General features: G+C 58.3%; 18 protein-coding genes. 12 read left to right on the top strand and 6 right to left on the bottom strand.

Translation table 11 applies throughout. The features are described 5' to 3' along the window. Window positions 1–428: 428 nt before the first annotated feature. From ACW4DH_RS13030 to ACW4DH_RS12975, 12 genes are all read left to right on the top strand, one after another. A complete protein-coding gene (locus ACW4DH_RS13030; RefSeq protein WP_459636824.1) occupies window positions 429–647 on the top strand; it encodes a DUF6447 family protein in 219 nt (72 codons plus the stop codon). A gap of 124 nt (window positions 648–771) precedes the next feature. After that, window positions 772–1152 (top strand): GtrA family protein, encoded by a 381-nt coding sequence (locus ACW4DH_RS13025; RefSeq protein WP_459636823.1) that lies wholly within the window; start codon window positions 772–774, stop codon window positions 1150–1152. After that, window positions 1149–2126: a glycosyltransferase family 2 protein gene (locus ACW4DH_RS13020; RefSeq protein ID WP_459636822.1), complete on the top strand. Its 978-nt coding sequence runs from the start codon at window positions 1149–1151 to the stop codon at window positions 2124–2126. The genes ACW4DH_RS13025 and ACW4DH_RS13020 overlap by 4 nt, the downstream gene beginning before the upstream one ends. A gap of 12 nt (window positions 2127–2138) precedes the next feature. Then, entirely contained in the window at window positions 2139–3896 is a 1758-nt protein-coding gene (locus tag ACW4DH_RS13015) for a DUF6311 domain-containing protein (RefSeq protein ID WP_459636821.1), read from the top strand. A 9-nt stretch (window positions 3897–3905) separates the two neighbouring features. Beyond that, window positions 3906–5606: a DUF6311 domain-containing protein gene (locus tag ACW4DH_RS13010; RefSeq protein ID WP_459636820.1), complete on the top strand. Its 1701-nt coding sequence runs from the start codon at window positions 3906–3908 to the stop codon at window positions 5604–5606. An 86-nt stretch (window positions 5607–5692) separates the two neighbouring features. Next, complete coding sequence (locus ACW4DH_RS13005) at window positions 5693–7342, top strand: hypothetical protein (RefSeq protein ID WP_459636819.1); 1650 nt, start codon at window positions 5693–5695, stop codon at window positions 7340–7342. Window positions 7343–7682: 340 nt separating this feature from the next. Then, window positions 7683–8987, top strand: a complete 1305-nt coding sequence (locus ACW4DH_RS13000) for a glycosyltransferase (protein ID WP_459636818.1) — start codon at window positions 7683–7685, stop codon at window positions 8985–8987. Window positions 8988–9175: 188 nt separating this feature from the next. Further along, entirely contained in the window at window positions 9176–9994 is an 819-nt protein-coding gene (locus ACW4DH_RS12995) for a motility protein A (protein WP_459636817.1), read from the top strand. Continuing rightward, window positions 9987–10901, top strand: a complete 915-nt coding sequence (locus ACW4DH_RS12990; RefSeq protein ID WP_459636816.1) for an OmpA/MotB family protein — start codon at window positions 9987–9989, stop codon at window positions 10899–10901. Before ACW4DH_RS12995 ends, ACW4DH_RS12990 begins: the two co-directional genes overlap by 8 nt. A 166-nt stretch (window positions 10902–11067) precedes the next feature. Further along, window positions 11068–12003, top strand: a complete 936-nt coding sequence (locus tag ACW4DH_RS12985) for an Rpn family recombination-promoting nuclease/putative transposase (protein WP_459636815.1) — start codon at window positions 11068–11070, stop codon at window positions 12001–12003. 246 nt (window positions 12004–12249) lie between these two features. After that, window positions 12250–13020: a SapC family protein gene (locus ACW4DH_RS12980; protein WP_459636814.1), complete on the top strand. Its 771-nt coding sequence runs from the start codon at window positions 12250–12252 to the stop codon at window positions 13018–13020. Window positions 13021–13162: 142 nt separating this feature from the next. Continuing rightward, entirely contained in the window at window positions 13163–14407 is a 1245-nt protein-coding gene (locus ACW4DH_RS12975) for a Calx-beta domain-containing protein (protein ID WP_459636813.1), read from the top strand. Window positions 14408–14442: 35 nt separating this feature from the next. On the opposite strand, the gene ACW4DH_RS12970 is transcribed toward ACW4DH_RS12975, so the two are convergent. From ACW4DH_RS12970 to ACW4DH_RS12945, 6 genes are all read right to left on the bottom strand, one after another. After that, window positions 14443–15444, bottom strand: a complete 1002-nt coding sequence (locus ACW4DH_RS12970) for a lysylphosphatidylglycerol synthase transmembrane domain-containing protein (RefSeq protein WP_459636812.1) — start codon at window positions 15442–15444, stop codon at window positions 14443–14445. Next, entirely contained in the window at window positions 15441–16229 is a 789-nt protein-coding gene (locus ACW4DH_RS12965) for a DUF2334 domain-containing protein (protein ID WP_459636811.1), read from the bottom strand. The genes ACW4DH_RS12970 and ACW4DH_RS12965 overlap by 4 nt, the downstream gene beginning before the upstream one ends. After that, window positions 16222–17334, bottom strand: coding sequence for a glycosyltransferase family 4 protein (locus ACW4DH_RS12960; RefSeq protein WP_459636810.1), 1113 nt, complete (start codon window positions 17332–17334; stop codon window positions 16222–16224). The genes ACW4DH_RS12965 and ACW4DH_RS12960 overlap by 8 nt, the downstream gene beginning before the upstream one ends. Before the next feature lie 92 nt (window positions 17335–17426). Beyond that, window positions 17427–19370 carry an exoribonuclease II gene (locus ACW4DH_RS12955; RefSeq protein WP_459636809.1) on the bottom strand — a complete coding sequence of 648 codons (1944 nt, stop codon included), beginning with the start codon at window positions 19368–19370 and terminating at the stop codon, window positions 17427–17429. Window positions 19371–19470: 100 nt separating this feature from the next. Beyond that, window positions 19471–20100: an SDR family oxidoreductase gene (locus ACW4DH_RS12950; RefSeq protein WP_459636808.1), complete on the bottom strand. Its 630-nt coding sequence runs from the start codon at window positions 20098–20100 to the stop codon at window positions 19471–19473. Between the two features lie 116 nt (window positions 20101–20216). Next, window positions 20217–21296 (bottom strand): substrate-binding domain-containing protein, encoded by a 1080-nt coding sequence (locus ACW4DH_RS12945; RefSeq protein ID WP_459636807.1) that lies wholly within the window; start codon window positions 21294–21296, stop codon window positions 20217–20219. Window positions 21297–21461: the final 165 nt, after the last annotated feature.

Raw genomic sequence — 21461 nt, 5'->3', positions numbered from 1 at the left:
GCTGACGATGAGTTCTTTAAGGGGGGCAGTGAGGTACAGCCAGCCGTCCCAAGGTGTTTTGATATTCATCGGGCATGCTCCCTTCTTGCTATCCTGCTCGGATACATGGCGTTTTGTTAGGCAAGGGAGGACGGGAGGGCTGGGCCGTGTTTGAAAAGGCGGCATTGTATCCTACTCCCACCCACCAGGACAGTGCAGCGTGATACGCCTGATAACCAAACTGGCCCAGCTGCTTTGATGTGTCAGCTATCGCACGTGACCGATCGCCAAGCTCCGGGTCTACCAATTGTCGTAGTCCAATCGCCACACCAACCGGGGTCTCGATAGCCTGCTGGAAGACAACGATGACGATTTTACCTTCGATTTCGGCGGCTGATCCCGTACCCTTGGCAGTGCATTTCTTTCATATTGATTAGGGAGCCTTATCAATGGCAGACACCGATATTCAAGCGAACCAGACCGTGACTATCGACGGCACCGAATACAATCTGGCGGACCTGTCCGAGAATGCCCGCAGCCAGGTTACCAACCTGCGTGTGACTGATCAGGAAATCACCCGCCTGCAGCAGCAACTGGCCATTGCTCAGACGGCGCGTACAGCGTATGCGCGGGCATTGAGTGAAGAGTTGCCCAAAAAAGAGCACTGATACGTGATGTGCTGGTTACCGCCCTGGGATTTGACTTGGGCGGTTGCTGTCGTTCGTGCCGCTTAATTTCTGGTGTAAACGTCAACAGCCCCTTGGCCCATGATAGACTCCCGCGGTCGAATCAATGCTGAACGGGTCTGAAATGCTCCAGCGCTTTTCTCGTTACCTTGGCGTGGGGGTGATCAACACGCTGATCCATTGGGCCGTGTTCCTGCTGCTGCATATGGCGTGGGGATTTGATCAGGCGGCAAGCAATGTGATGGCTTTTGCCGTGGCGGTCACCTTTTCCTTCTTCGCCAATGCGGCGTTCACCTTCCAGGTCCGGGCGACCTCGGTGCGTTACGCCTTATTCGTCATCTTTATGGGAGGGGTGAGTCTGGGGGTCGGCTGGCTTGCGGACAGGCTGATGCTTTCCCCGTGGGTAACGCTGGTGGCGTTTTCCGCGCTCAGCCTGGTATTGGGCTTTATCTATTCGCATTACATCGTATTTCGGAGACCTGCATGAAGCTCTCGCTCGTGGTGCCCGTCTATAACGAAGAGGCCGCCATCAGTCTGTTCCACGAGGCCGTGCGGGAGAGCCAGGCGCTGTCGGCCTATACGGTGGAAATCGTCTTCGTCAACGATGGCAGCCGGGATGCAACCGGGCAGATCGCTAAAACCTTGGCGTGCCGGGACCCGAATGTAGTGGTGGTCAACTTTTCGCGTAATTTCGGCAAGGAGCCCGCATTATTCGCCGGGCTGGAACACGCCACCGGTGATGCCGTGATCCCCATTGATGTCGACCTTCAAGATCCTATCGATGTGATTCCCAAACTGGTCGAGCGCTGGCGGCAGGGCGCCGAGGTCGTGCTGGCCAAGCGCATCGATCGTAGCAGTGATGGGTATTTCAAGCGGCGCACGGCGGAGCTTTTCTACCGTTTGCATAACTACATCAGCGAACCGAAGATCGAAGAGAATGTGGGAGACTTCCGCCTCATGTCACGACAGGTGGTGGATGCCATTCTGACCCTGCCTGAGCGTAAGCTGTTCATGAAAGGCGTGCTTTCCTGGGTGGGCTTCACTACGGATGTCGTCGAGTACACGCGTGCCGAACGCGTGGCGGGAGCCACCAAGTTCAATGGTTGGAAGCTGTGGAATCTCGCCTGGGAAGGCGTGACATCTTTCAGTACCTTTCCGCTGCGCATCTGGACCTATCTTGGCTTCGCTGTAGCGCTTCTGGCCTTATGCTACGCCGCGTTTCTCATCATCGATAAGCTGATATGGGGCAACCCGGTGCCTGGCTATCCGTCACTGATGACGGCGATTCTTTTCCTGGGCGGCGTCCAACTGATCGGCATTGGTGTGCTGGGTGAGTATATCGGCCGCATTTATATAGAAAGCAAGCGGCGTCCGCGTTATATCGTACGTAGTGTGGTGGGGCAGTCCACGCCAGAAACCCAACGTGCAGCGGAAAGTGAACGCCGCCATCTAGTCGAGTAAGTGCGGCTTCTTATGCCGGAGATGAACCTTGCCAACAAAAACAGGCATTTGGCCTGGTATGCTTCCGTCTGCCTAGCCGCCCTGCTTGGGGCAATGCAGGCGCTATGGCTGTATGGGGCAGCGCTGGATCCTCGCCACGTAATTTGGCTGCTCTCCGAGGGGGATAGCTTTCAACACTTCATCGGCTGGGATATGTTCCGGCGCGATGATTGGCGTTGGCCGCTGGGGATCAATCCCACCTTGGGATATGCCATAGACAGCTCCGTGGTCTTCAGCGATTCAATTCCTCTGATCGCCATACCGCTAAAGTTGTTGCATGCCTGGCTTCCCGATCCCTTTCAGTACGTGGGGTTGACCATGTTGCTGAATCTGATGCTTAACGGAGCAACAAGTGCTGGGCTGGCTCAACGCTTGGGAGCAACACCTCTCGTCGCGTTGCTTTTCGCAACGCTGCTGCTGGGAATGTCGGTGGCGACAATGCGGGGGCCGGGCGCGCTGGGGCATGAGGCCTTGTCAGCGCACTGGTTGATCGTGCTGGGGTTATGGTTGTCTTTGTCTTCCCCGAGCGCCTCGACGTGGCGTCGTTGGGCGCTGCTACTGAGTGGGGCGGTACTGATTCACTTCTATCTCTTCTTCATGGTGGGCGTGTTATGGAGTGCCTGGTGTTTGCAGGTGCTCTGGGTCGGTCGGCATCAGCCGCGTTATCTATGGCAAGTCATAAGCAGGGCCAGCCTGATAGTAGCTGGAGTTCTTTTGCTGATGTGGCTTGCCGGTTATTTCCGCTTTGGCGTGGATATCGAGGGAAATACCGGCTTTGGTCTGTACAGTGCAGAGTTGCTGACGTTCTTCAATCCGGGAACGGCAGGACTTTTTTTTACTGATGAGGCATTTTCGGGGGCATCTTGGTTTTTTTCCGGATGGCACTCACCGGTCGCAGGGCAGTATGAAGGGTTTGCCTATGCGGGCATCGGAGTGCTGATGCTATGGATATCGGCACTAGTCGTGGCGATCATAAGGCCTGGAACCGTTGCGCCTGCCAAGAAGAGGGCGGCTCTGGTGCTCGCAGTATCGTTGCTTTTTCTGTTCGCGCTGGGAGACCGCTTGGTGATCGGAACTTGGGCCTTCGGCCTACCGTATCCGGATATTCTGGCACCGATAACGCAGTACCTGCGCTCCAGTGGAAGAATGGCCTGGCCCTTGCTCTACGCAGTGACGTTCCTATCGCTTGCCGTGCTGCTCAAGCGTCTGCCTCATGCCGCCCTGGGAATGCTGCTTGGCCTGTGCGTGATAATGCAGTGGTGGGACAGCGTATCTTGGTTTCACTATGTCCGCGATAATGTGCGGGCGGTAACGAATACCGATACCTCCCGGCCGCTGGCGTTTCCCTGGGTTGCTCGGAAGGATGTGAATCGCCTTGCCGAGGGCCGCGCGTCGATCCGTTACCTGCCTGGTGATGACATGCATCATCTGAAGGCGGCAGCATGGCTGGCAGCGCGCCATGGCCTTGCCATTAATGTCGCCTACTATGCACGGGTCAACCCGGGGGTGCTTTACCAAGCGGCAAGCCAAGAACGGAGAGAGGCAGAGCGGGGCGAGACTTCTTCCGATGCACTTTATGTGCTGACGAGCGAAACGTTGGCGAACGTATTATGTCAGCAGGCGGATATGCGGTGCCTGTCCGTGGAAGAAAACGTTACCCTGGCCGTTAAACGCGCCGGGAAGACCCCGGCTCTGCGTAGCCATAGCCAACAGTCAACAGCCAATAACTGAATGAATGATATGCATATTACCCCGGGTCGTTCACGGCTGATTGCTGTTGTTTGTGCCACTTTTCTAGGCGTTTTAATGGGGTTCTGGCTGTATGGTTGGGATGTCATCAATCCGACAAACGTCGATTGGCTACTGCTGGAAGGTGACCCCTTTCAGCATTTCATTGGATGGGATGCTTTTCGCCGTGATGAGTGGCGTCTGCCGTTGGGGGCTATTCCCCGATTGGGAACGTTGATCGACGCGAGCATTGTCTTTACCGACTCGGTGCCGTTGCTGGCGCTTCCGTTAAAAATTTTTCATGAGTGGCTGCCGGATCCTTTCCAGTACCAGGGGCTTATCATGCTACTCAACCTGGTACTCAATGCCGTTGTCAGTTGCCTCGTGGCGCAGCGCCTAGGCGCTAGCGCGTTACCTTCCTTGCTATTTGCTGCCTTGGTGCTGCTTTCTCCAATCGTCTTGATGCGTGGGCTGGGTGCGCATGGACATGAAGCGTTAACGGCGCATTGGTTGATCATCGCGGCATTAGGCATGGCGCTGACATTTCACGATAGCTTGAAAGCATGTCTCGCCTGGTTGGCCTTACTGTTGGTAGCGGTCATGGTGCATTTCTACCTGTTCTTTATGGTCGGGGCCATTTGGGGAGCATGGTGGAGTGTGGCGATGTTCCGTCAGGCCAACGATGTACGACGCGAAGGGATGATACGGCTGGTGGTTTTTGCGGTGCTGAATATCCTGGCGGCCCTGAGTGTGATGTGGCTATTGGGATATTTTCAATATGGCCTTGATGTTGGCCGGGAGACGGGATTCGGTTATTTTTCCGCCGAGGCGCTAACGTACTTGAACCCTCTTTCTCAAGCTTGGTTTTTCAATGGAACAGGGTTGCATGGGGCGTCTCGTGTACTGCCGGGTTGGCAGTCACCCATTGCGGGCCAATACGAAGGGCAGGCGTATGCTGGCCTGGGGATGTTGTCTTTTGTGATGGTAGCGCTCTGTGTTGCCATCAGATATGTGAACGTCAGGGATTTCTCCATGATCGGGCTGGAGCGCTGGATGGTTGCACTCATCCTGCTGGGGCTATTCTTATTTGCGCTGGCGGATCGTTGGGTAATAGGCAAGCTTGTTTGGGATATTCCCTATCCTGACGGGGCGGTGTATATCACTCAATATCTTCGCTCTAGCGGGCGCCTGGTCTGGCCCCTTTTTTATGGAATACTTCTTCTTGGAGTCGCCTATCTGGCCCACCGTATCAGAACCAGGAACTTGGCCTTTATCCTGGGCGTGGCGCTGATAATACAGTGGGCCGATATGAAGCCTCTTAACCATTTCATTCGTAAGGGGCTAGCGGAGCGTGTTGCTGCGACAAGGGATGCTTTTCCTTATCAGGTCATTACTGATGCGCGTATGGCTGCGTTGCTTGAGTCGCATGAGGAAATCCGTTATTTGCCTGGGGATGACATGGGCAGGCTTAAACCTTATCTATGGTTAGCTACGCGACACGATGTACTAATTAATGTCGCCTATTTCGCTCGCGTCAACTCAGAGGCGCTATTACGAGCCACGAGAAGTGAAGTGGCGGAAATAAGCGAGGGCAAGCTTGATCCAAAAAGCGTTTATGTCCTGACGAACTCTTCTTTGGCTCATGAGACTTGCGAGAAGGAGCATGTTACTTGTTTTTCGCTCGATAGCGCTACCATTGCATCTCTCGAATGATTGAGCTGGCCACCAAGCTTCTCGTGAAGCTGGCGGCCAAATAATATTATGCAGCTTAAACGTTTTACCTAAGCAACGGACAGATTATGCGAAGTCACCCTTTTTTATCTAAGAATATTACTGTGCCCAGCTCTAGCCAGATTGTATCGCCTCTTACAGGTTATATATTGGCTTTGGTACTTGGATGTCTGGCTTACTGGTTGATTTGTGGTAATCCTGTCGATGCTCTGTCGGGCGGATTAATGATCGACACCGATTATCCCAATGCAGCTGCTGCGTACGAGATATTTGTTAGAGATAGCTGGCACTGGCCATTAGGCGAAAGCCCCCACTTTGGTGGAGTCAATATTTTTTTTAGCGACGGCGCTCCTTGGCTGGCCTTGCTTTCCAAGATGGTCCTTGATCTGACGGGAATTTTTATCAATTTTCATTGGCTGACGATAATTAACATCGTCATGTTTTCCCTTATGGCTCGCCGCCTTGCCTGCTACGTGACGAGAAGTGAATGGACTCGCTGGCTGATTACCTTATGTCTTGTGTTCAGCCTAATCATGCCGGTCAGGATGATTGGCGCGCAGCATATTGCCCTGAGCAGTTATTGGGTGGTGCTTTGGGGAATGTGTTGTGTGCCCCTCAAGGCAGGGCAGGACCTTCCCTGGTGGCGGCGCTGGGAATATCTACTGGCGGTTACAATCGCTATTCTGAGCCATGCTTATTTAGGGGCTATGGCGATCGTAATGATGGGAGCATTACTGCTTTCAGAAAAAAGATGGTTTGCTACTTTACTTCTTTTGATTACTCCTCTGTTTCTTCTATATATTATCGGCGTCTTTCATGGTGAGCACTCTGTGACTGAAGGTGCCAAAGCCTATGCTCTAGATTTGATGGCTTTTGCCGAGTCGCTCGGGTGGGCTATAGTGCCTAACCTTTACACTATTAATGAGCCGCCCCAAAGCGATGCTATTCTGTATTTGGGAACGGGGGCGTGGTTGCTTTTTGCGGCTAGTGTTGTAGTGTTTTTAACGCTTTTATTGGTACGAAAAATAGATGGTAGTGGTTTGAGGCCCAGTCGGCGGTATCTTCTACAGAGTCCCTACGGAAAGCGTGTTTTTACCCTAACGATTGCCTCCTTAATGTTGGTGATATATGGCATGGCTTTTGATGTTCGTATTGCTGGCCATGTATTGTTTTCTGTAGACATACCTTCCCTTTTCCAGCCTCTCTATGAACGTTTCCGCGTGACGGGGAGATTTGCTGCGCCGATGGCCTTCATGCTAATCATTCTTGTTTGCTTGGCTTGGGGATGGCTTTCTCGATTCATCCCCTACGCTCTGGCTTTGAGCGTAGGATGCCTGGCTATTGTCCTGCAAGTAGCTGATGCAAGACATGCCGGTTTGAAAAGCCCGCCTCAGGATTGGCTTGAGGATGCACAAAATCAGCGTGAAGCGATTACTTCTCTTCTGGCAGACAGTGGCTGGACCGGAAGAGTCTTTAAGAGTGTCGGCTATTTCGAGCTTGAACAGCAGCGCTTGATAGATCGGATTCTAGTCGATGAAGGCGCCAGACATTTCGAAGTAGTGCATGGGGCGAGGCTAGATCCTGATGATGTGGAACGTCGTTCGGGCTATGAGGGCGCCAAGCGTGGAGACATAGTGCTGCTGCCGTTAGAAGCTGATAGTCCGTCTTGTCAGGGTAAGGTCGAAGTTAAATCTTTTACGCTATGTTTGGTCGAATGAGGAGATCATGCCAGTGGACAATATAGAGTCATAACATTATTAGATTGAGAATAATTATTTTGCTTTAAAGCACTGACATAATGAAACGCGTTGTCTGCACTGAAGCGTGCATTGGCAGGCCATTGCATAAGCGCTTTCTCATGCATGCATAGCGAATGCGCTTTTGTAACGATGACGCGATGAGCCAGGAAGGGCCTAGCCAAGGAGGTTGGCTACTCCCTGGCGAAAAGTATTGGCAATCATTGCCGACGATGTTGACGGAGATAATGCCCAAGGGGCAGTAGTTGGTATCTGCTTGTGGGCCACAGCGTTACATAGCCATGTCAGACGAGGGGCTGGCATGCTTCTTGAAATCTGTGAGAAGATGCTTGGATTTTACAGTTGCTGTTCTGTAAAACGAACTAATAGTGCTTATGCAAAGTCTGTTGTTCATTTTAAAGAACTTTCCTTATTTATTTTTAGCCAAAGACAGTTTATGGAAAAGAAAAAGTGTTGCTTTGAACAAGACTTTGATGTGATTCATTTGAGTAAGTACTATAAGCCCCATAATGGTGGGGTTGAGTCAGTCGTTTGTGACTTGGCTGAATCTTCAGGGGGCTTTAAAGTAGGTGTCGTGGCAGTGGATGCGAAGCGAGGTTCCTTTGAAATCATTAATGATGTTTCTATCTTTAGGGGGAGCGTGAATGTAAATGTATCTTCCGCGCCATTCTCATTAGGCTATATAAGGAATGTTTTAAGGTTATCTAAGGGGGGCGTTATTCACGTGCACTTGCCTAATCCGCTGGCCAACTTGTCGGTACTAGTAGCTGCGTGGGCCGGGCGAGATATTTCCAAGCTTGTCTTGCATTGGCATAGCGATATAGTAAAGCAGAAAAAAATGCTAGTGCTATATCGTCCCCTTCTGAACTGGTTGTTGAAAAAGGCCACACTTATCATTGTGACCAGCGAAGCGTACTTGTTGATGTCAGAGCAGCTTCGCAATGTTAAGGATAAGTGTAGGGTGGTGCCCATTGGGATTGGCTCCTTGGCCCCAGCGGTTGATATGGAAAAGGTAAAGGAGGTAAAAGATGCCTATCTAAACGAGAGGGTGGTTTTCTCTCTTGGACGGCATATATATTACAAGGGATTTGAGGATTTGATCGCTGCGGCCTCTCAGGTTGAAAACGCCATATTCCTTATCGGAGGTGAAGGGCCTGATACCGCTAAATATCATAAAATAATCCAAGAGATGGAGCTTGATGACAAGGTGAAACTCATCGGTAGGGTGGCCGAAGAGGAACTGCCTTCTTTGTATGCGGCGGCAGACGTTTTCTGCTTGCCGTCTAAAGAAAAATCCGAAGCCTTCGGTGTTGTGCAACTGGAGGCGATGAGTGTTGGCACGCCAGTGGTTTCCACCAATATCCAAGGCAGCGGAGTCCCGTGGGTCAACAAGCACGATGAGTCGGGAATCGTTTGTGAGCCTGGCAGACCGGAAGAGCTGGCTCGTGCTATCACCTATTTACTCGATAATCCCCAGGAGAGGGCGCGCCTAGGAGCGGGTGCCAAGCAGCGATTCGAGGAAGTTTTCGAAAGACAGAAAATGGTTGCTGAGGTGGACAAGATTTACCGGTCCTTGCTGGGTCCTGTAGATGAGGCTGAGATTTAGGGTGAAAGCGTTTTCGACCTTCGAGACTACAAGAAAACATGAACTGAGCCCGTGAGTGGGCGCATCTCCACGCTTTGCCGGCCGGTGACACGGCCTATGCTGGGGCCTTCAATGGAAACCTAGGCATATCGGGATATCGGCGCGTGGCGTCGTTTCTTTAGATAGGCCGTAGCCATCCGGGACCCCGCATGAACCCCTCCACTCTGATCGGCATCGCCGCCAGCATGCTGTTGTTGGCCTGCGTCCTGTTGCTTAGCGCTGAATCGGCGATGAGCTTCGTCAATCTGCCTGGCCTGGCCATCGTCGTCACCGGCACCCTGGCCGCCACCTTCATCAGTTACCCCTTGCGCGAAGTGGTCCGCGTGGTGCGTTTGGTGGGCATCGTCTTTCGCCGCGAGGACAGCTACGTCAATGACGACATCAAGGAGCTGGTCGACATGTCGCGGCTGTGGTTCAAGGGCAACGTGCGTGCCGTGGAGCAGGCGCTGAAAAGTGCCCGCAACCCCTTCCTGCGGACCGGTGTGCAGTTGGTGATCGATCACACCAAGGAAGACGAGATCATCGACCTGCTGCGCTGGCGTATCGCCCGGCTCAAGGCCCGCGAGCTGGCCGAGGCGCATATCTTTCGCACCATGGCCAGCTATGCGCCGGCCTTCGGCATGCTGGGCACGCTGGTGGGGCTGGTGAACATGCTCGAGGTGATGGATGCCGGCGACCTCGCCGAGATCGGGCCGCGCATGGCGGTGGCGCTGCTGACCACTTTCTACGGCATCCTGCTCGCCAACCTGGTGTTCAAGCCCATTGCGGTGAAGCTGGAGCGGCGCACCGAGGAGCGCCTGATCGCCATGAACATGGTGCTCGAGGGCGTGGCACTGATGTCCAAGCGGCGCCTGCCGTCATTCATCGAGGAGACGCTGAACTCGTTCATGGCCAGCTACCACGACGAGATCCGCGACGAGGCGCCGAAACCGATCGCCAATACCGGCGAGGCGACGACCCATGCTTGAACAGCACCGCTCGGCTTCACGCCATGAAGCGTTGCTGGCCATCCATGCGGATGAGCGTGACGGTGAAGCCTGGATGGTCAGCTACATCGATATCCTGACCTTGCTGGTGGCGCTGTTCGTGCTGCTGCTGGCGGTCTCGGGGCAGGCCGGCAGCCTGGGCGACGTGTTGCGCCAGGAGGCACCGGCATCGGCGCGGACGGCCGCGATGCCGGCGCCGTTTGTCACGCCGGTGGCGCAACGAATGGCGCTGGATGTCTCGAGGCTTGTCGGCAGGCCGGCCCCGGCACCGCTCGACCCGGCGGCGATATCCTCGGCGGTCGCTCTTGCCGGAAGCAGCACCATCACGCCGCAGGCCCGGATGGCGGCGATAAGCGTTGCCGCCGCACCGGCGATCAGCGAAGCGGCGAAGCGTGTGGCCCTGCAGGTCGCGAAACCGCCAACCCTCGAGCCGCAGGCACTGGCCGTCGCGCTTGAAGTGGCCGAGGCGGCGAGAAAGGCCATGGAGTTGCCCCGCATCGATGGCGTCGAGGTCTCGCGTATCCAGGAGGGCATCAACCTGCGCATTCAGGATCATCTGCTGTTCGATTCCGCCGATGCCGCGCTGACCGACTCGGGACGTGAGGTAATCCAGCGCCTGGTGGCCATGCTCAATGAACTCGACGGCACGATTTCGGTGGAAGGGCATTCGGATAGCCGGCCCATCAGTACGCCGCGCTTTCCGTCGAACTGGGAGCTGTCGAGCATGCGCGCCACGGCGATACTGCGCTACCTGAGCGATGCGGGGATCGATTCTTCGCGCATGCGTGCCATCGGCTATGCCGATACCCAGCCGATTGCCAGTAACGACACGCTACAGGGGCGGGCCGCCAACCGCCGCGTGGAAGTGATCATTCACGAGACGCGTTAGACGCTGTATCGGCCTTCAGGACTTTGAAACTGGGCTGGAGGGCTGTGAGCTCGACGCGTGGAATACCGCAAAGGCGCCGGTTAAGGCATATTGAGCATGGCAGGTATTGCCCTGGGAAGGCCTGTTGCCGTGCTATCATGTCGGTTTCGTATGTGTCGGAGCTTTCATGGCCCACCACGATAACAGCTACAAGCTCCTGTTCTCGCACAAGCGAATGGTGCGCGATCTACTGACGGGGTTCGTCAAGGCAGAATGGGTCGATCAGCTCGATCTCGACTCCCTGGAAAAAGCCAGCGGCTCCTATGTGACCGACGAGCTACGTGATCGCGAGGACGATATTATCTGGCGGGTGCGTTGGGGCAATGACTGGCTTTATGTCTATCTGCTTCTTGAGTTCCAGAGTTCTGTCGATCGGTTCATGGCGGTGAGGATCATGAGCTATCTTGGCTTGCTCTATCAGGATCTGATTCGTCAGAAAGCGCTCACGCCCAGTGGCAAACTGCCCCCGGTGCTGCCAATGGTGCTCTATAATGGCGAGAGGCCCTGGAACGCGACACAAAATATCGCCGACATGGTCGAACCGGTAAGTGGAGGATTGGAGTGTTATACCCCTGATTTCCGCTACTTGTTGCTTGATGAAAAAGCGATAGTCAACGATCCGAGTTGGCCAGATGAAACACGCAACATGGTAGCTGCATTGTTCAATCTAGAGCACTATCGTGGCGTTGGCGAGGCGCTGGAAGTGTTGGGGAGATTGGTCGAATGGCTTTATGTCGATGAACAAAATGAGCTGCGTCGTGCCTTCACCCTCTGGCTCAAGCAAGTCTGGGCGAGACGCCAGGCGCCGGAGCCAGAATGGCAGGAACTGAAACAACTCGAAGACTTAAAGGAGATCTATACCATGCTACAAGAACGTACCAGCCAGTGGCCTCAGCGCTGGAAACAGGAAGGGCGCGAGGAAGGGCGCGAGGAAGGGCGCGAGGCTGCTCGCCTCGAGACTGCCTGTAAGCTGATCGAGAACACTGATCTTGACGACGTTACCATTGCTGGCGCTACGGGGCTGAGCGCAGAGCAAGTACGTGAGCTGCGTCCAACACACTAATTTTCTGGCGGCTCTTACGGTTTGCCTGAAGTATATGCACTTGCCAATATGGCGTTTATATCTATTTACAACATATAAGCTCCGCTATTTCGCCAATTTCTGCCTTATCTGTCCTTCGCTCGTCCATTCTTCAGACGACATCTAATTTTCTGCTAGCTCGTGACGCTTATTCCCCTTGGCTACCCCTTGCAGCGCCCTTGGGCATTCCGGGACACTGAGAGCCCTATGTTTCTGCCGAGGAAAACCATGACGTCTTTTGTTCCCGTTTCTCGTGAACGCCATGCCCAGCAGGGCTGGCTGCTTCAGCGCGGTTATGAATTCGCCGCGCAGCAGGCGGTGGTGCCCATCGTCTTCGCCGAGTTGTCGCAGGCGATCAAGCATTTCCCGCTGGCCCTGGTGCGGCAGGGCGAGCATTTCCAGCTAGTGGCACTGGTGGGGCTGAGCAATGAGCGCAACCTGTACGTCAATCACGATGGGCGCTGGCTGGCCGGCTACGTGCCGGCGGCGCTGCGCGGCCATCCCTTCGCCCTGGGGCGTGGCGATAACGATCAACTGGTGCTGTGCGTCAACGAGGCGATGACGATAAGCGATGCCGGAGAGGGCGAGGCGTTCTTCGATGAGCAGGGCGAGCCCGCCAAGCGGGTGCGGGAGACGTTCGAATTCCTGCAGCAGCGTGAACGTAACCGTCAACTGACCGACCAGGCCTGCCGAATCCTGGGGGAACTGGGCGTGATCGAGCCCTGGCCGTTGAGCGTGGAAACCGCTGATAAGCCGTTGACGATCAATGGGTTGCATCGCATCGATGAGAAGGCGCTCAACGCTCTGGAGGACGAGACCTTTTTGCAGCTACGCAAGGCCGGGGCACTGCCGGTGGCTTACGCTCAGCTGCTTTCCATGCAACAGCTATCGCAATTGACCGAGCGCGCCAAATACTTGGCCAAGCATGAATCCGCCCAGGATACGGATTTCAGCTTCGGTGAAAGCGATGATGAGATGAGTTTCAATTTCGACGGTTAAATACCGAGGCCGGGTCGTAATGTTTATGAATGAATAAAACCAGATGGCAGCATGTGTTGACTTGATCGATGTTAAGGGAGGCGGTGGTGCGGGGCGAGTAGAATTCTCGTCCTTATCAAGATCAATCCGGTAGGTAACCTATATGGCCAGCATCCCCACCTCCTTTTCCCGCCAGGCCAACTACCAGGTGCTGCCTGGCGATGGTCTGGATGGCGTCGTGAAAGTCAGTGCCGGCGGCTATTACGGGACCGGAACGCTGCTACCGACCGGACGACACATCCTGACGGCCGCGCACCTGTTCGAACGCACGTCGCAGACGGCAGGCCCGGTAGACATCATCGTCACCTTCGACCTGCCCCAGGGAACGCAGCGCCTGGCAGGCACACTCCTGCCCTTGCCCGCCGGATACCGTCAGGGCGAGGTCAATGATGATCTGGCGCTGGTTGTGCTGGATACCCCGGCACCGCTGGCTGCGGAGCGCTATTCGCTATACCGCGATACGGACGAGGTGGAGCAGACCGTTCAACTGGTGGGCTATGGCCAGGCTGCAACCGGCGATACCGGTAAGCTCGACATCGCTGGGGCGCCGGTCAAGCGTGCGGGTCTCAATACCTTCGATGCCTTGGGCGAAACCCTGGATTCCATCACCCGGCCCCAGGGGTGGACGACGGAGCCGGGCAGCCAGCTATTGATGGATTTCGATAACGGGACTCCCGAGCAGGATGCCCTGGGGCGCTTGTTCGGTATCAACGATCCGGGACTGGGCGAGAACGAAGTCTTCATCAGCAGCGGCGATAGTGGCGGGCCGGCGTTCATCGATGAACGGATCGCGGGCGTGGCGACCTATGCCGCCTCGCTGCAAAAGGGAAGCGTCGCGCCGGATATCAATCTGAGCGTCGACAGCAGTTTCGGTGAGGTCGCCGGGTTTCAGCGGGTGTCGCATCATACGCAGTGGATCGACACGACGGTGCGGGACAGCCTGCCTCAGGCCCCCAGTCGCCCCGAAGAGGTGGAACTGCGCATCGTCGAAGGCAATGCCGCCACGACCCTGGCCTATTTCCTAGTGCAGTTGCCCAATCCGCCGGCCCAGGGGGCCAGCGTCGGCTATCGCACCGTGGATGGTACGGCAGTGGCGGGTGAGGATTATTTCTCCGTAGCGGACACCTTGGTGCTCTACCCGGGAGAATCGCACGCGGTGGTACCCGTCGAGATTATCGGTGACACGCTGATCGAAGGCGACGAGACGTTTGCGCTGGAAATTTTCAATCCGCGCGGGGGACGTTTCGCCAATGGTCAGGAGGTCCTGCGGGCCGAGCGGACCATCGTGGACGACGATGGGGTGGAACTGATGGGCAATGCCGAAAGCCAGGAGTCCTGGTTCGCCTGATACCGCTTAATCAATGAAGCCGAACTTTAATGGATCTAGGGGTGCCGCCGCCGCGAGCGCAGCATATACAGCAGCGAGCGTCCGGCGAAAGCGAGAAATACCGGGCCGCCTGCCAGCAGGTAGAAGTAATAGGTGACGAAGCGCCAGATCAGAATGGCGGCGGCAGCGCTCTGCTTGCCGATCACCGGCGCGAGCAGTGCCGAGGATGTCAGCTCGGCGCCGCCTGCGCCGCCCGGCAGCAAGCTGAGCTGGCCGGCCGCCATCGACAGCATCTGTACCAGAAACGTCCAGGCCCAGTCGATGCTCTGCCCCAGCCCGGTGACCGCCAGGTAGAGCACGCTATAGCGCAGCAGCCAGTGGCCCGCGCTGAGCAGAAACACCAGCAATAGCGTGCGTCGCGGCAAGCGCAGGGTTTCGATCAGCGAGTTGCGAAAGTGCAGCAGCCGGCGGGCGAGCCCGAAGCGGGTCTTGTGGCGGACCTTGAGCCGGCGCAGCCAGTGCCCCGTCACTTTCAGCAGGCGTGAGTAGTGGCGCAACATCAGGCCGAGAAACACCAGCCCGCTGAGCAGCAGCAGTACGGGCAGTCCCACCAGCCAGCCGATTCGCAGGTCGATGGCCTCGATGATCACGTACAGCGCGACGCCGGTCAGTGCCGACAGGAAAAACAGCAGGTCGGTGAGCTGGTCGACGGCGAACACTCCCGAGGCCTGGGCGGGACGCACCCCGTGCCGGGCCAGCAGGCTCAGCAGCACCACCGGCCCGCCCGTGCCGCCGGGGGTCGCGCAGTAGGCGAATTCGGTAGACATCACGATGCCCAGTGCTCTGGGCTGACCGAGCCTGCCGGCCCGGCCCGCAAGCAGTAGGCGCAGGCGCAGAGCATTGATGTTCCAGCAGATCAGGATCAGTCCCAGCATGAACAGCAACTGATCCAGCGGGAACGTGCGTAGCTGAGCCAGCAGACCGTGCCCACCCAGCAGCAGCGGAATGGACAGCGCCGCGATCAGCCCCACGCCCAGGAGCAGTAAGGTACGTTTCATGCCGTGGCGCGTTCCTTGAGCTGCCGCGTCCCTTGCTGATGTTCCAGCCAGTCGATCTTGGTGATCGGCTGGCGGCCTTCGGCGATCAATCGGGCCAGGGTCTTCAGCCAGTAGTCGCGCACCTGGGCATGACGCATGTCGATAGGATGCAAGCCCAGCCGTAGCAGAGGGGCCGTGCGCTGCCGGCGACGGCGGCTCTCGTTGACCAGGTGGGACATGCCGCGCCGCCAGGCGCTGCGCGCACTCCATACCAGTCCCGGGGCATCGATGCGGGTGAAGTCGGGAAGCTGGTACAGATGCTGGAGATCGCTGGTGTAGCGAAAGGGCCGCTGGGCGAGGGCACGCCGGGTGCCGGGGCTCATCAGCCAGGCCGGGGCCACGAAACCGGACAGCGGCCAGCCATGATCGCGGAACATCTCGATGCCGGCATCCAGGCGCGTCAGTGCCGCGGCCTCGTCGAGGGCGTAGAACTCGCCCTCGACGGTATACAGGCGGCGCATGAAGACGTCGCGTGGCGTGCGCGGCGGCGGGGCGTCATCGCAATGATAGTAGCCATGTAGCACCAACTCGTCGCCGGCAGCCAGACGCGCATCAAGCCGGGCGCGGAAGGCGCTGTCCTGGCGACAGTCGTGCTGGTGGTGGAATTCGGGCACCACCAGCCAGGTCAGCGGAATCGGCCCCACCTGCCGGGCCAGGGCGTCGACATCACGCACGAAGTCGCGGTAATCGGCCCAGGTCGCCGGCGTGACGTCGTGCAGCACCAGGGCCAGGAAGCGTTCAGCCATGGGCGGCCTCCATACTCGCGATCCGGCCCGTCAGTTCCCGGTAATGGCCGAGCAGACCTTCGACGACCACCTGCCAGTCATAGTGGCGCTCGACATGGCGCCGGGCCTGAGAGCGCATCGCCGCGATATCGCCGGCGAACAGTTCACGCACTGCCTGGGCCATGGCCTCGGGGCGGTGCGGCTCGCACAACAGGCCGCATGCGTGTGGAACGTTCTCGGCCAGCGCACCGGCGCGTGCCGCGACGACCGGTATGCCGCTGGCCATGGCCTCCAATGCCACCAGGCCGAAGGTTTCCTCGGTGCCGGCATGCAATAGGGCGTCGCTGCTGGCCAGCCAGCGCGCGACATTGGCGGCCGGGGTGTAATCGAATACGGTCACGTTGCCTGGGACGCGGGTCGGCATCTGCGGGCCGATCAGCAGCAGATGATAGCCTTCGCCGAGCCGGCGCGCGGTCTCGAGCAATTCCTGAATGTTCTTCTCGGGGCCGGCGCGCCCGACAAAGATCAACAGTCGGGTGCCCTCCGCGAGGTTCAGGCTGTCCCGCAGGGCGGGATCGCGATGGCGGGGATGAAAGGTCTCGAGATCCACCCCGAGCGGCTGTACCGATACCTGCTCGAGCCCCAAGCGATGCAAGTCATCGGCCATGATTCGGCTGGGTGCCAGGATGCGGTCGAAGCGGCTGTACAAGCGTCTGACATAGCCCTCGGCACGCGGCGTAGCCCAGGCGCCGAAAAACTTCCCCATCAGGCGGGGAAGATCGGAGTGATAGAAGCCCACCACCGGGACGCCGAGGCGCTGGCCGGCATCCAGCGCGGCCCAGGCGGTCACGTAGGGATCGCCGGCCTCGATGATATCCGGATGCAGCTGTTCCAGCTTTTGCCGCCAGGCCCGGCGGTGCAGTGGAAAGCGATAGCCGTGTCCGAAGGGCAGCGGGGGGGAGGGAATGCCATGCACATGCCCCTCACGGCGCGATTCCCGGTCTGGAACCAACAAGTCGTAGGTAACGTCGGGGTATCCCGCGAGGCGGCGCTGTTTGGCCTCGAGATAGGTTCGCACACCGCCGCTGGCGGGCGCGTAGAACATGGTGACATCGGCAATATGCAACGTGCCGCTCCTTGCCTGAGAGCCTGCTCAAGTTCGCCTGAGTTTCAAACCCAACCCTCCTCCGCCAAGAGGCGGAGGAGGGTTGGGCAACCTCAGACGGCGGGACGTGCGACCAGCGAACGCGTGGCTTCGCGGGCTTCGGTCAGGATCACCTGGGTGGTATCGCCGAGCTTGTAGCGCAACTCGCCTTCGATCTGGATGCGGCCTTCCTTGTCGTCGATGGCGACCTTGTCGCGGTCGCTGTGCAACAGGGGGGCGGGAACGAAGGCTGTCGCGCCGTTGGCGGTCAGGCGTACGCGCATGCCACCACGCCGGATATCGATGATCTCGGCCTCGAATGTCTGGCCTTCCGTGGCGGCGGGCGTCAGATAGCGCACATACAGCCAGTCCTTGACGTCGCGCTCGGCCATGCGATTGAGGCGGCGACGCTCGGTGAGCTGTTCGGTCAGCGCGGCGCTGGCCTCGGCGGGGGCGCTTTCCTGCTTGAGCACGCGCTTGATCAAGCGATGGTTGACCATATCGCCGTACTTGCGGATCGGCGAAGTCCAGGTGGCATAGGCCGCCAGTCCCAGGCCGAAATGCGGCCCCGGCTGCGCAGACATGTTGGTATAGCCCTGGAAACGCCGCAGACGCGCGTCCAGCCAGGCGTCCTGGCGCTCGTCGAGAGAGCGGCGCAGGTCGCGGTAGCGCTCGAGCTCCAGCAGCTGCTCGCGCTCGGCGACGATCTCCTGAGTGGCCAGAAACTCCAGCGCCTGGTCGGCTTTCTCGGGCTCGAAGGCGCGGTGCACGTTGAAGATGCCGTGACCGATCCGCTCGGCGAGCAAATCCGCGCAGCAGGCATTGGCCGCGATCATCGATTCCTCGATCATGCGCTGGGCGACGCGACGCTCCTCGGTGCGAATGGCCAGTACGTTGCCGGCATCATCGAGGTCGAAGACATAATCCGGACGATCCTTGAATACCAGGGCATGCGCCTCGCGCCAGCGGGAGCGGGCCTCGGTCAACTCCGCCAAGGCCTTGAGTTGATCGCCGATATCCTCGCTGGGCGGCTGCCACTCGCCCTGGCCTTCCAGCCAGTCGGAAACATCGTCATATATCAGCCGCGCATGCGAGCGTACGGTGGCGGCGAAAAAGCGGTACTCGCCGAGGCTGCCATCGGCGCCGATGTCCAGGGTACAGGCCAGTGCCGGACGTTCGGCGCCTTCTTTCAGCGAGCACAGATCGTCGGCAAGGATTTCCGGCAGCATGGTGACGTTCTGACCGGGCAGATAGACGGTAAACGCCCGCGTGCGCGCCTCGAGATCCGCCGCATCCCCTTCTTCGACATAGGCGGTGGGGTCGGCGATCGCGACGCTCAGGCGCCAGCCTCCCTCCGCGCGGGACTCGACGCGCAGGGCGTCGTCCATGTCGCGGGTCTTGGGCCCGTCGATGGTGAAGAACGGCGCCTCGGTCAGGTCTTCGCGCTCGAGTCCCTCGTCACGCAGCGGCCAGTCGTCGCCGGCTTGGGGAGAGGCCTGTTCGAGGGCGTGCCGCGCCAATGTCACGCGCCACGGCACCGCCGGGTCGTCGGACTTGGCGACAAGCTCATCGATCTGGGTGAAGAAGCCGCGGTCGTCGGGCTTGAGCGGATGGCGTACCAGACGCGCCACGACCCAGTCGCCATCATTGATGCTGTCCTCCTCGAGGCTGCGCTTGATGCGGGCCTTGAGGACATTGTTGATCAAGGGATGATCGGGCACCACGGCGAGTCGGCCTTCGCGTTTCTGGACGCGGGCGACGAAGCGTTCGAGACCGGCTTCGAGAAGCGTTTCGGGTTCTACGGATTTTTTCTCGCCTTCCTCCTTGAGCACGGCTTCGACGCGGTCGCCATGCAGCACCTGCTTCATGGCGGGCGGGGGGACGAAATAGGAAGCGCCATCCTCGGTCTCGAGGAAGCCGAAGCCTTTATCGGTGCCCTTGATGACACCTTGGACCCGCGGGATCGTCTCGCGAATCTGTTGCTTGAGCTGAGCAAGCAGCGCGTTGTTCTGCAGCATGAGGATAATTTTGGTGGCGGGAGATAGAGTGCCACTATACGGATTCAGGCAGGGCGCGCCAACAGCCAGGAAGCAACCCGACACGCCCTGCGCGACGAGATCAGCTCAGCGCATCGGCCAGGGTGTATTTGCCCTCGAGCAGGCCGAATTCCCGGTTATGCAGTGCGCGTGCCTGAGCCAGGTGGAGCAGGGCATGGGCGACATTGCCCCGCGAGACCCGATTGTCGTCCGCATCCTCCAGACGTGTGGCGACGCGCAGGCTCGCCGGCTCGTCGGTCAACCGGCCGGGCTTGAGGATGACATGCGGCACACGCGCCTGGCGCAGGTGGGCATCGGCGGCGAACTTGGCGGCCATGTAAGGACGCATCTTGGGCGGGGCCGCCAACGGATCCTCGGCGCGTAACGCGCTGACCATGATAAAGCGTGCAATGCTCAGTTGCTCCGCCAGATCGATGGCGCGTATCGCGCCGTGCAGATCGATCAGCAAGGTCTTGCCGGGGCCGGTGTGAGGGCCGGAACCCGCGGCGAAGATGACCTGATCGCAGCCGTAGAACGCGTGACGCAGGCGTCCCTCGAGATCGGCTATCACGGTTTCGATGCCTCGCTCGGCAAACCAGGCCTGCTGGGAGCTGTCGCGAATCATGGCGCGGATCGGCAGGCCCGCCTGATGGGCGATTTCGCAGAACTGACGGCCGATCTGACCGTTGGCGCCGATGACCAGCGTTTTCATGACGGTCTCCTTGAGGTGAGCATTTTACAGGGTGGCTTTTGTGCTTTCCCTTGCATGCGGCCCGCGGGGCCAGGAATCAAGAGAGAAGGCCGGATGCCCGGGTGACGCGCGGGTGTTCAATGCCGGTCGCTGTCGAGCAGTTCGGCGAAGGTGCAGATCTCGCCGCAGTGATCCGGTGCGTAGCCTGGTAGCTTGTCGATCTTCGCCAGAAACTCCCTCGAGGCCACCAGCGCAAGCAACTGACGGATGTTTTGCTGCGGGAGACGATCCTTGTGACACACCAGCAGATAGTGCTCGGTGGTCAGGTCGAGAAATTCAAGGCCGAACTGGGCGGCGGCGGCCTCGACGCCGAAACCGGCATCGGCCATCCCGGCGGCGACATAGGCGGCTACCGCGGTGTGGGTGAACTCCTCGTATTCGGCACCGCGGATCTGGCGCTCGGCGATGCCGTGCTCATCGAGCAGCAGGTTGAACAGGATGCGTGTCCCCGAGTGCCGGTTACGGTTGATGAAACGAACGTCGCCGCCGGTCAGGTCCTCGAGACGGGTAATCGCCTGTTGAGCGTCGCGACGAAGGATCAGCCCCTGCTTGCGGGTGACGAAGCGGATCACCCGCAAATTCTCGAGGTCGAGTTGATGCTGGTAGATCGCCATGACTTGTGACGCCAATCGCGGGCAGGCCGGGAGATGGAAGCTGGCAAGGTCGGATTCGCCCGAAGCCAGCGCGCTCAAGGCATCCGCTGGATTGGTATATTGCAGATCCAGTTCGACCCGGTCGGAGAAATCCGCCAGTAGCGCCACCGCATAGCCGTGGCTGGCATGCAGGCGCAGCACCGGATGAGCGCCGGTGAACAGTTGCTGGAGTTGAATGTTGAGTTCGGAGGCCATGCTGTCGATTTGTGGCCCCAGGCGCGCCTTGATTCGTTGCTCGGACCATAACAGCGTCTCTCCGAGGGGCGAGAGCTGGGTGCCGTGACCCTTGCGCATTACCACCAGCGGCAGGCCGAAGAAGTCATGGCCGCGCTTGAAGAGGTTCCAGGCATGGCGGTAGGAAATTTGTGCCTGCTGTGCAGCCAACGTCAGTTTCCCGCAATCGCGCACGCCTTTAAGCAAGTGAAAGAGAGCGGGATCGAATAGCTCGCCGGTCTCGGTCTTGAATCGCCAGGCGGGGGATATCTGCAGTTTCTTGCTATGCATTATTGTTCATATTTGTGGGGCTTTTAAGGCGTGCTATTTTCAATAAATAGCCTATTGAGCCCCTGACAATTAAGCAAGCTTGTTCATAGGTTGCGAAGCACAGGTACAGTCGCTCAGCGACATGCGCACGCCGCGATGGGTGATTCGCGCAGGCCTTGGGCGATG

The sequence above is a fragment of the Halomonas sp. WWR20 genome, assembly GCF_054602495.1.
The sequence above is the reverse complement of the archived record's forward strand: the minus strand, read 5'-3'. Positions and strand labels throughout refer to the sequence as shown.

Excerpts from the sequence above, each read along its gene's own strand:
- ACW4DH_RS12985 (WP_459636815.1), top strand. The coding sequence starts at position 11,068 with ATGGCCCACCACGATAACAGCTACAAGCTCCTGTTCTCGCACAAGCGA.
- ACW4DH_RS12955 (WP_459636809.1), bottom strand. The coding sequence starts at position 19,370 with ATGCTGCAGAACAACGCGCTGCTTGCTCAGCTCAAGCAACAGATTCGC.
- ACW4DH_RS13010 (WP_459636820.1), top strand. The coding sequence starts at position 3,906 with ATGCATATTACCCCGGGTCGTTCACGGCTGATTGCTGTTGTTTGTGCC.
- ACW4DH_RS12950 (WP_459636808.1), bottom strand. The coding sequence starts at position 20,100 with ATGAAAACGCTGGTCATCGGCGCCAACGGTCAGATCGGCCGTCAGTTC.
- ACW4DH_RS12995 (WP_459636817.1), top strand. The coding sequence starts at position 9,176 with ATGAACCCCTCCACTCTGATCGGCATCGCCGCCAGCATGCTGTTGTTG.
- ACW4DH_RS13020 (WP_459636822.1), top strand. The coding sequence starts at position 1,149 with ATGAAGCTCTCGCTCGTGGTGCCCGTCTATAACGAAGAGGCCGCCATC.
- ACW4DH_RS13025 (WP_459636823.1), top strand. The coding sequence starts at position 772 with ATGCTGAACGGGTCTGAAATGCTCCAGCGCTTTTCTCGTTACCTTGGC.
- ACW4DH_RS13015 (WP_459636821.1), top strand. The coding sequence starts at position 2,139 with ATGCCGGAGATGAACCTTGCCAACAAAAACAGGCATTTGGCCTGGTAT.
- ACW4DH_RS12980 (WP_459636814.1), top strand. The coding sequence starts at position 12,250 with ATGACGTCTTTTGTTCCCGTTTCTCGTGAACGCCATGCCCAGCAGGGC.
- ACW4DH_RS12990 (WP_459636816.1), top strand. The coding sequence starts at position 9,987 with ATGCTTGAACAGCACCGCTCGGCTTCACGCCATGAAGCGTTGCTGGCC.
- ACW4DH_RS13000 (WP_459636818.1), top strand. The coding sequence starts at position 7,683 with ATGCTTCTTGAAATCTGTGAGAAGATGCTTGGATTTTACAGTTGCTGT.
- ACW4DH_RS12965 (WP_459636811.1), bottom strand. The coding sequence starts at position 16,229 with ATGGCTGAACGCTTCCTGGCCCTGGTGCTGCACGACGTCACGCCGGCG.
- ACW4DH_RS12945 (WP_459636807.1), bottom strand. The coding sequence starts at position 21,296 with ATGCATAGCAAGAAACTGCAGATATCCCCCGCCTGGCGATTCAAGACC.
- ACW4DH_RS13030 (WP_459636824.1), top strand. The coding sequence starts at position 429 with ATGGCAGACACCGATATTCAAGCGAACCAGACCGTGACTATCGACGGC.
- ACW4DH_RS12970 (WP_459636812.1), bottom strand. The coding sequence starts at position 15,444 with ATGAAACGTACCTTACTGCTCCTGGGCGTGGGGCTGATCGCGGCGCTG.
- ACW4DH_RS13005 (WP_459636819.1), top strand. The coding sequence starts at position 5,693 with ATGCGAAGTCACCCTTTTTTATCTAAGAATATTACTGTGCCCAGCTCT.
- ACW4DH_RS12975 (WP_459636813.1), top strand. The coding sequence starts at position 13,163 with ATGGCCAGCATCCCCACCTCCTTTTCCCGCCAGGCCAACTACCAGGTG.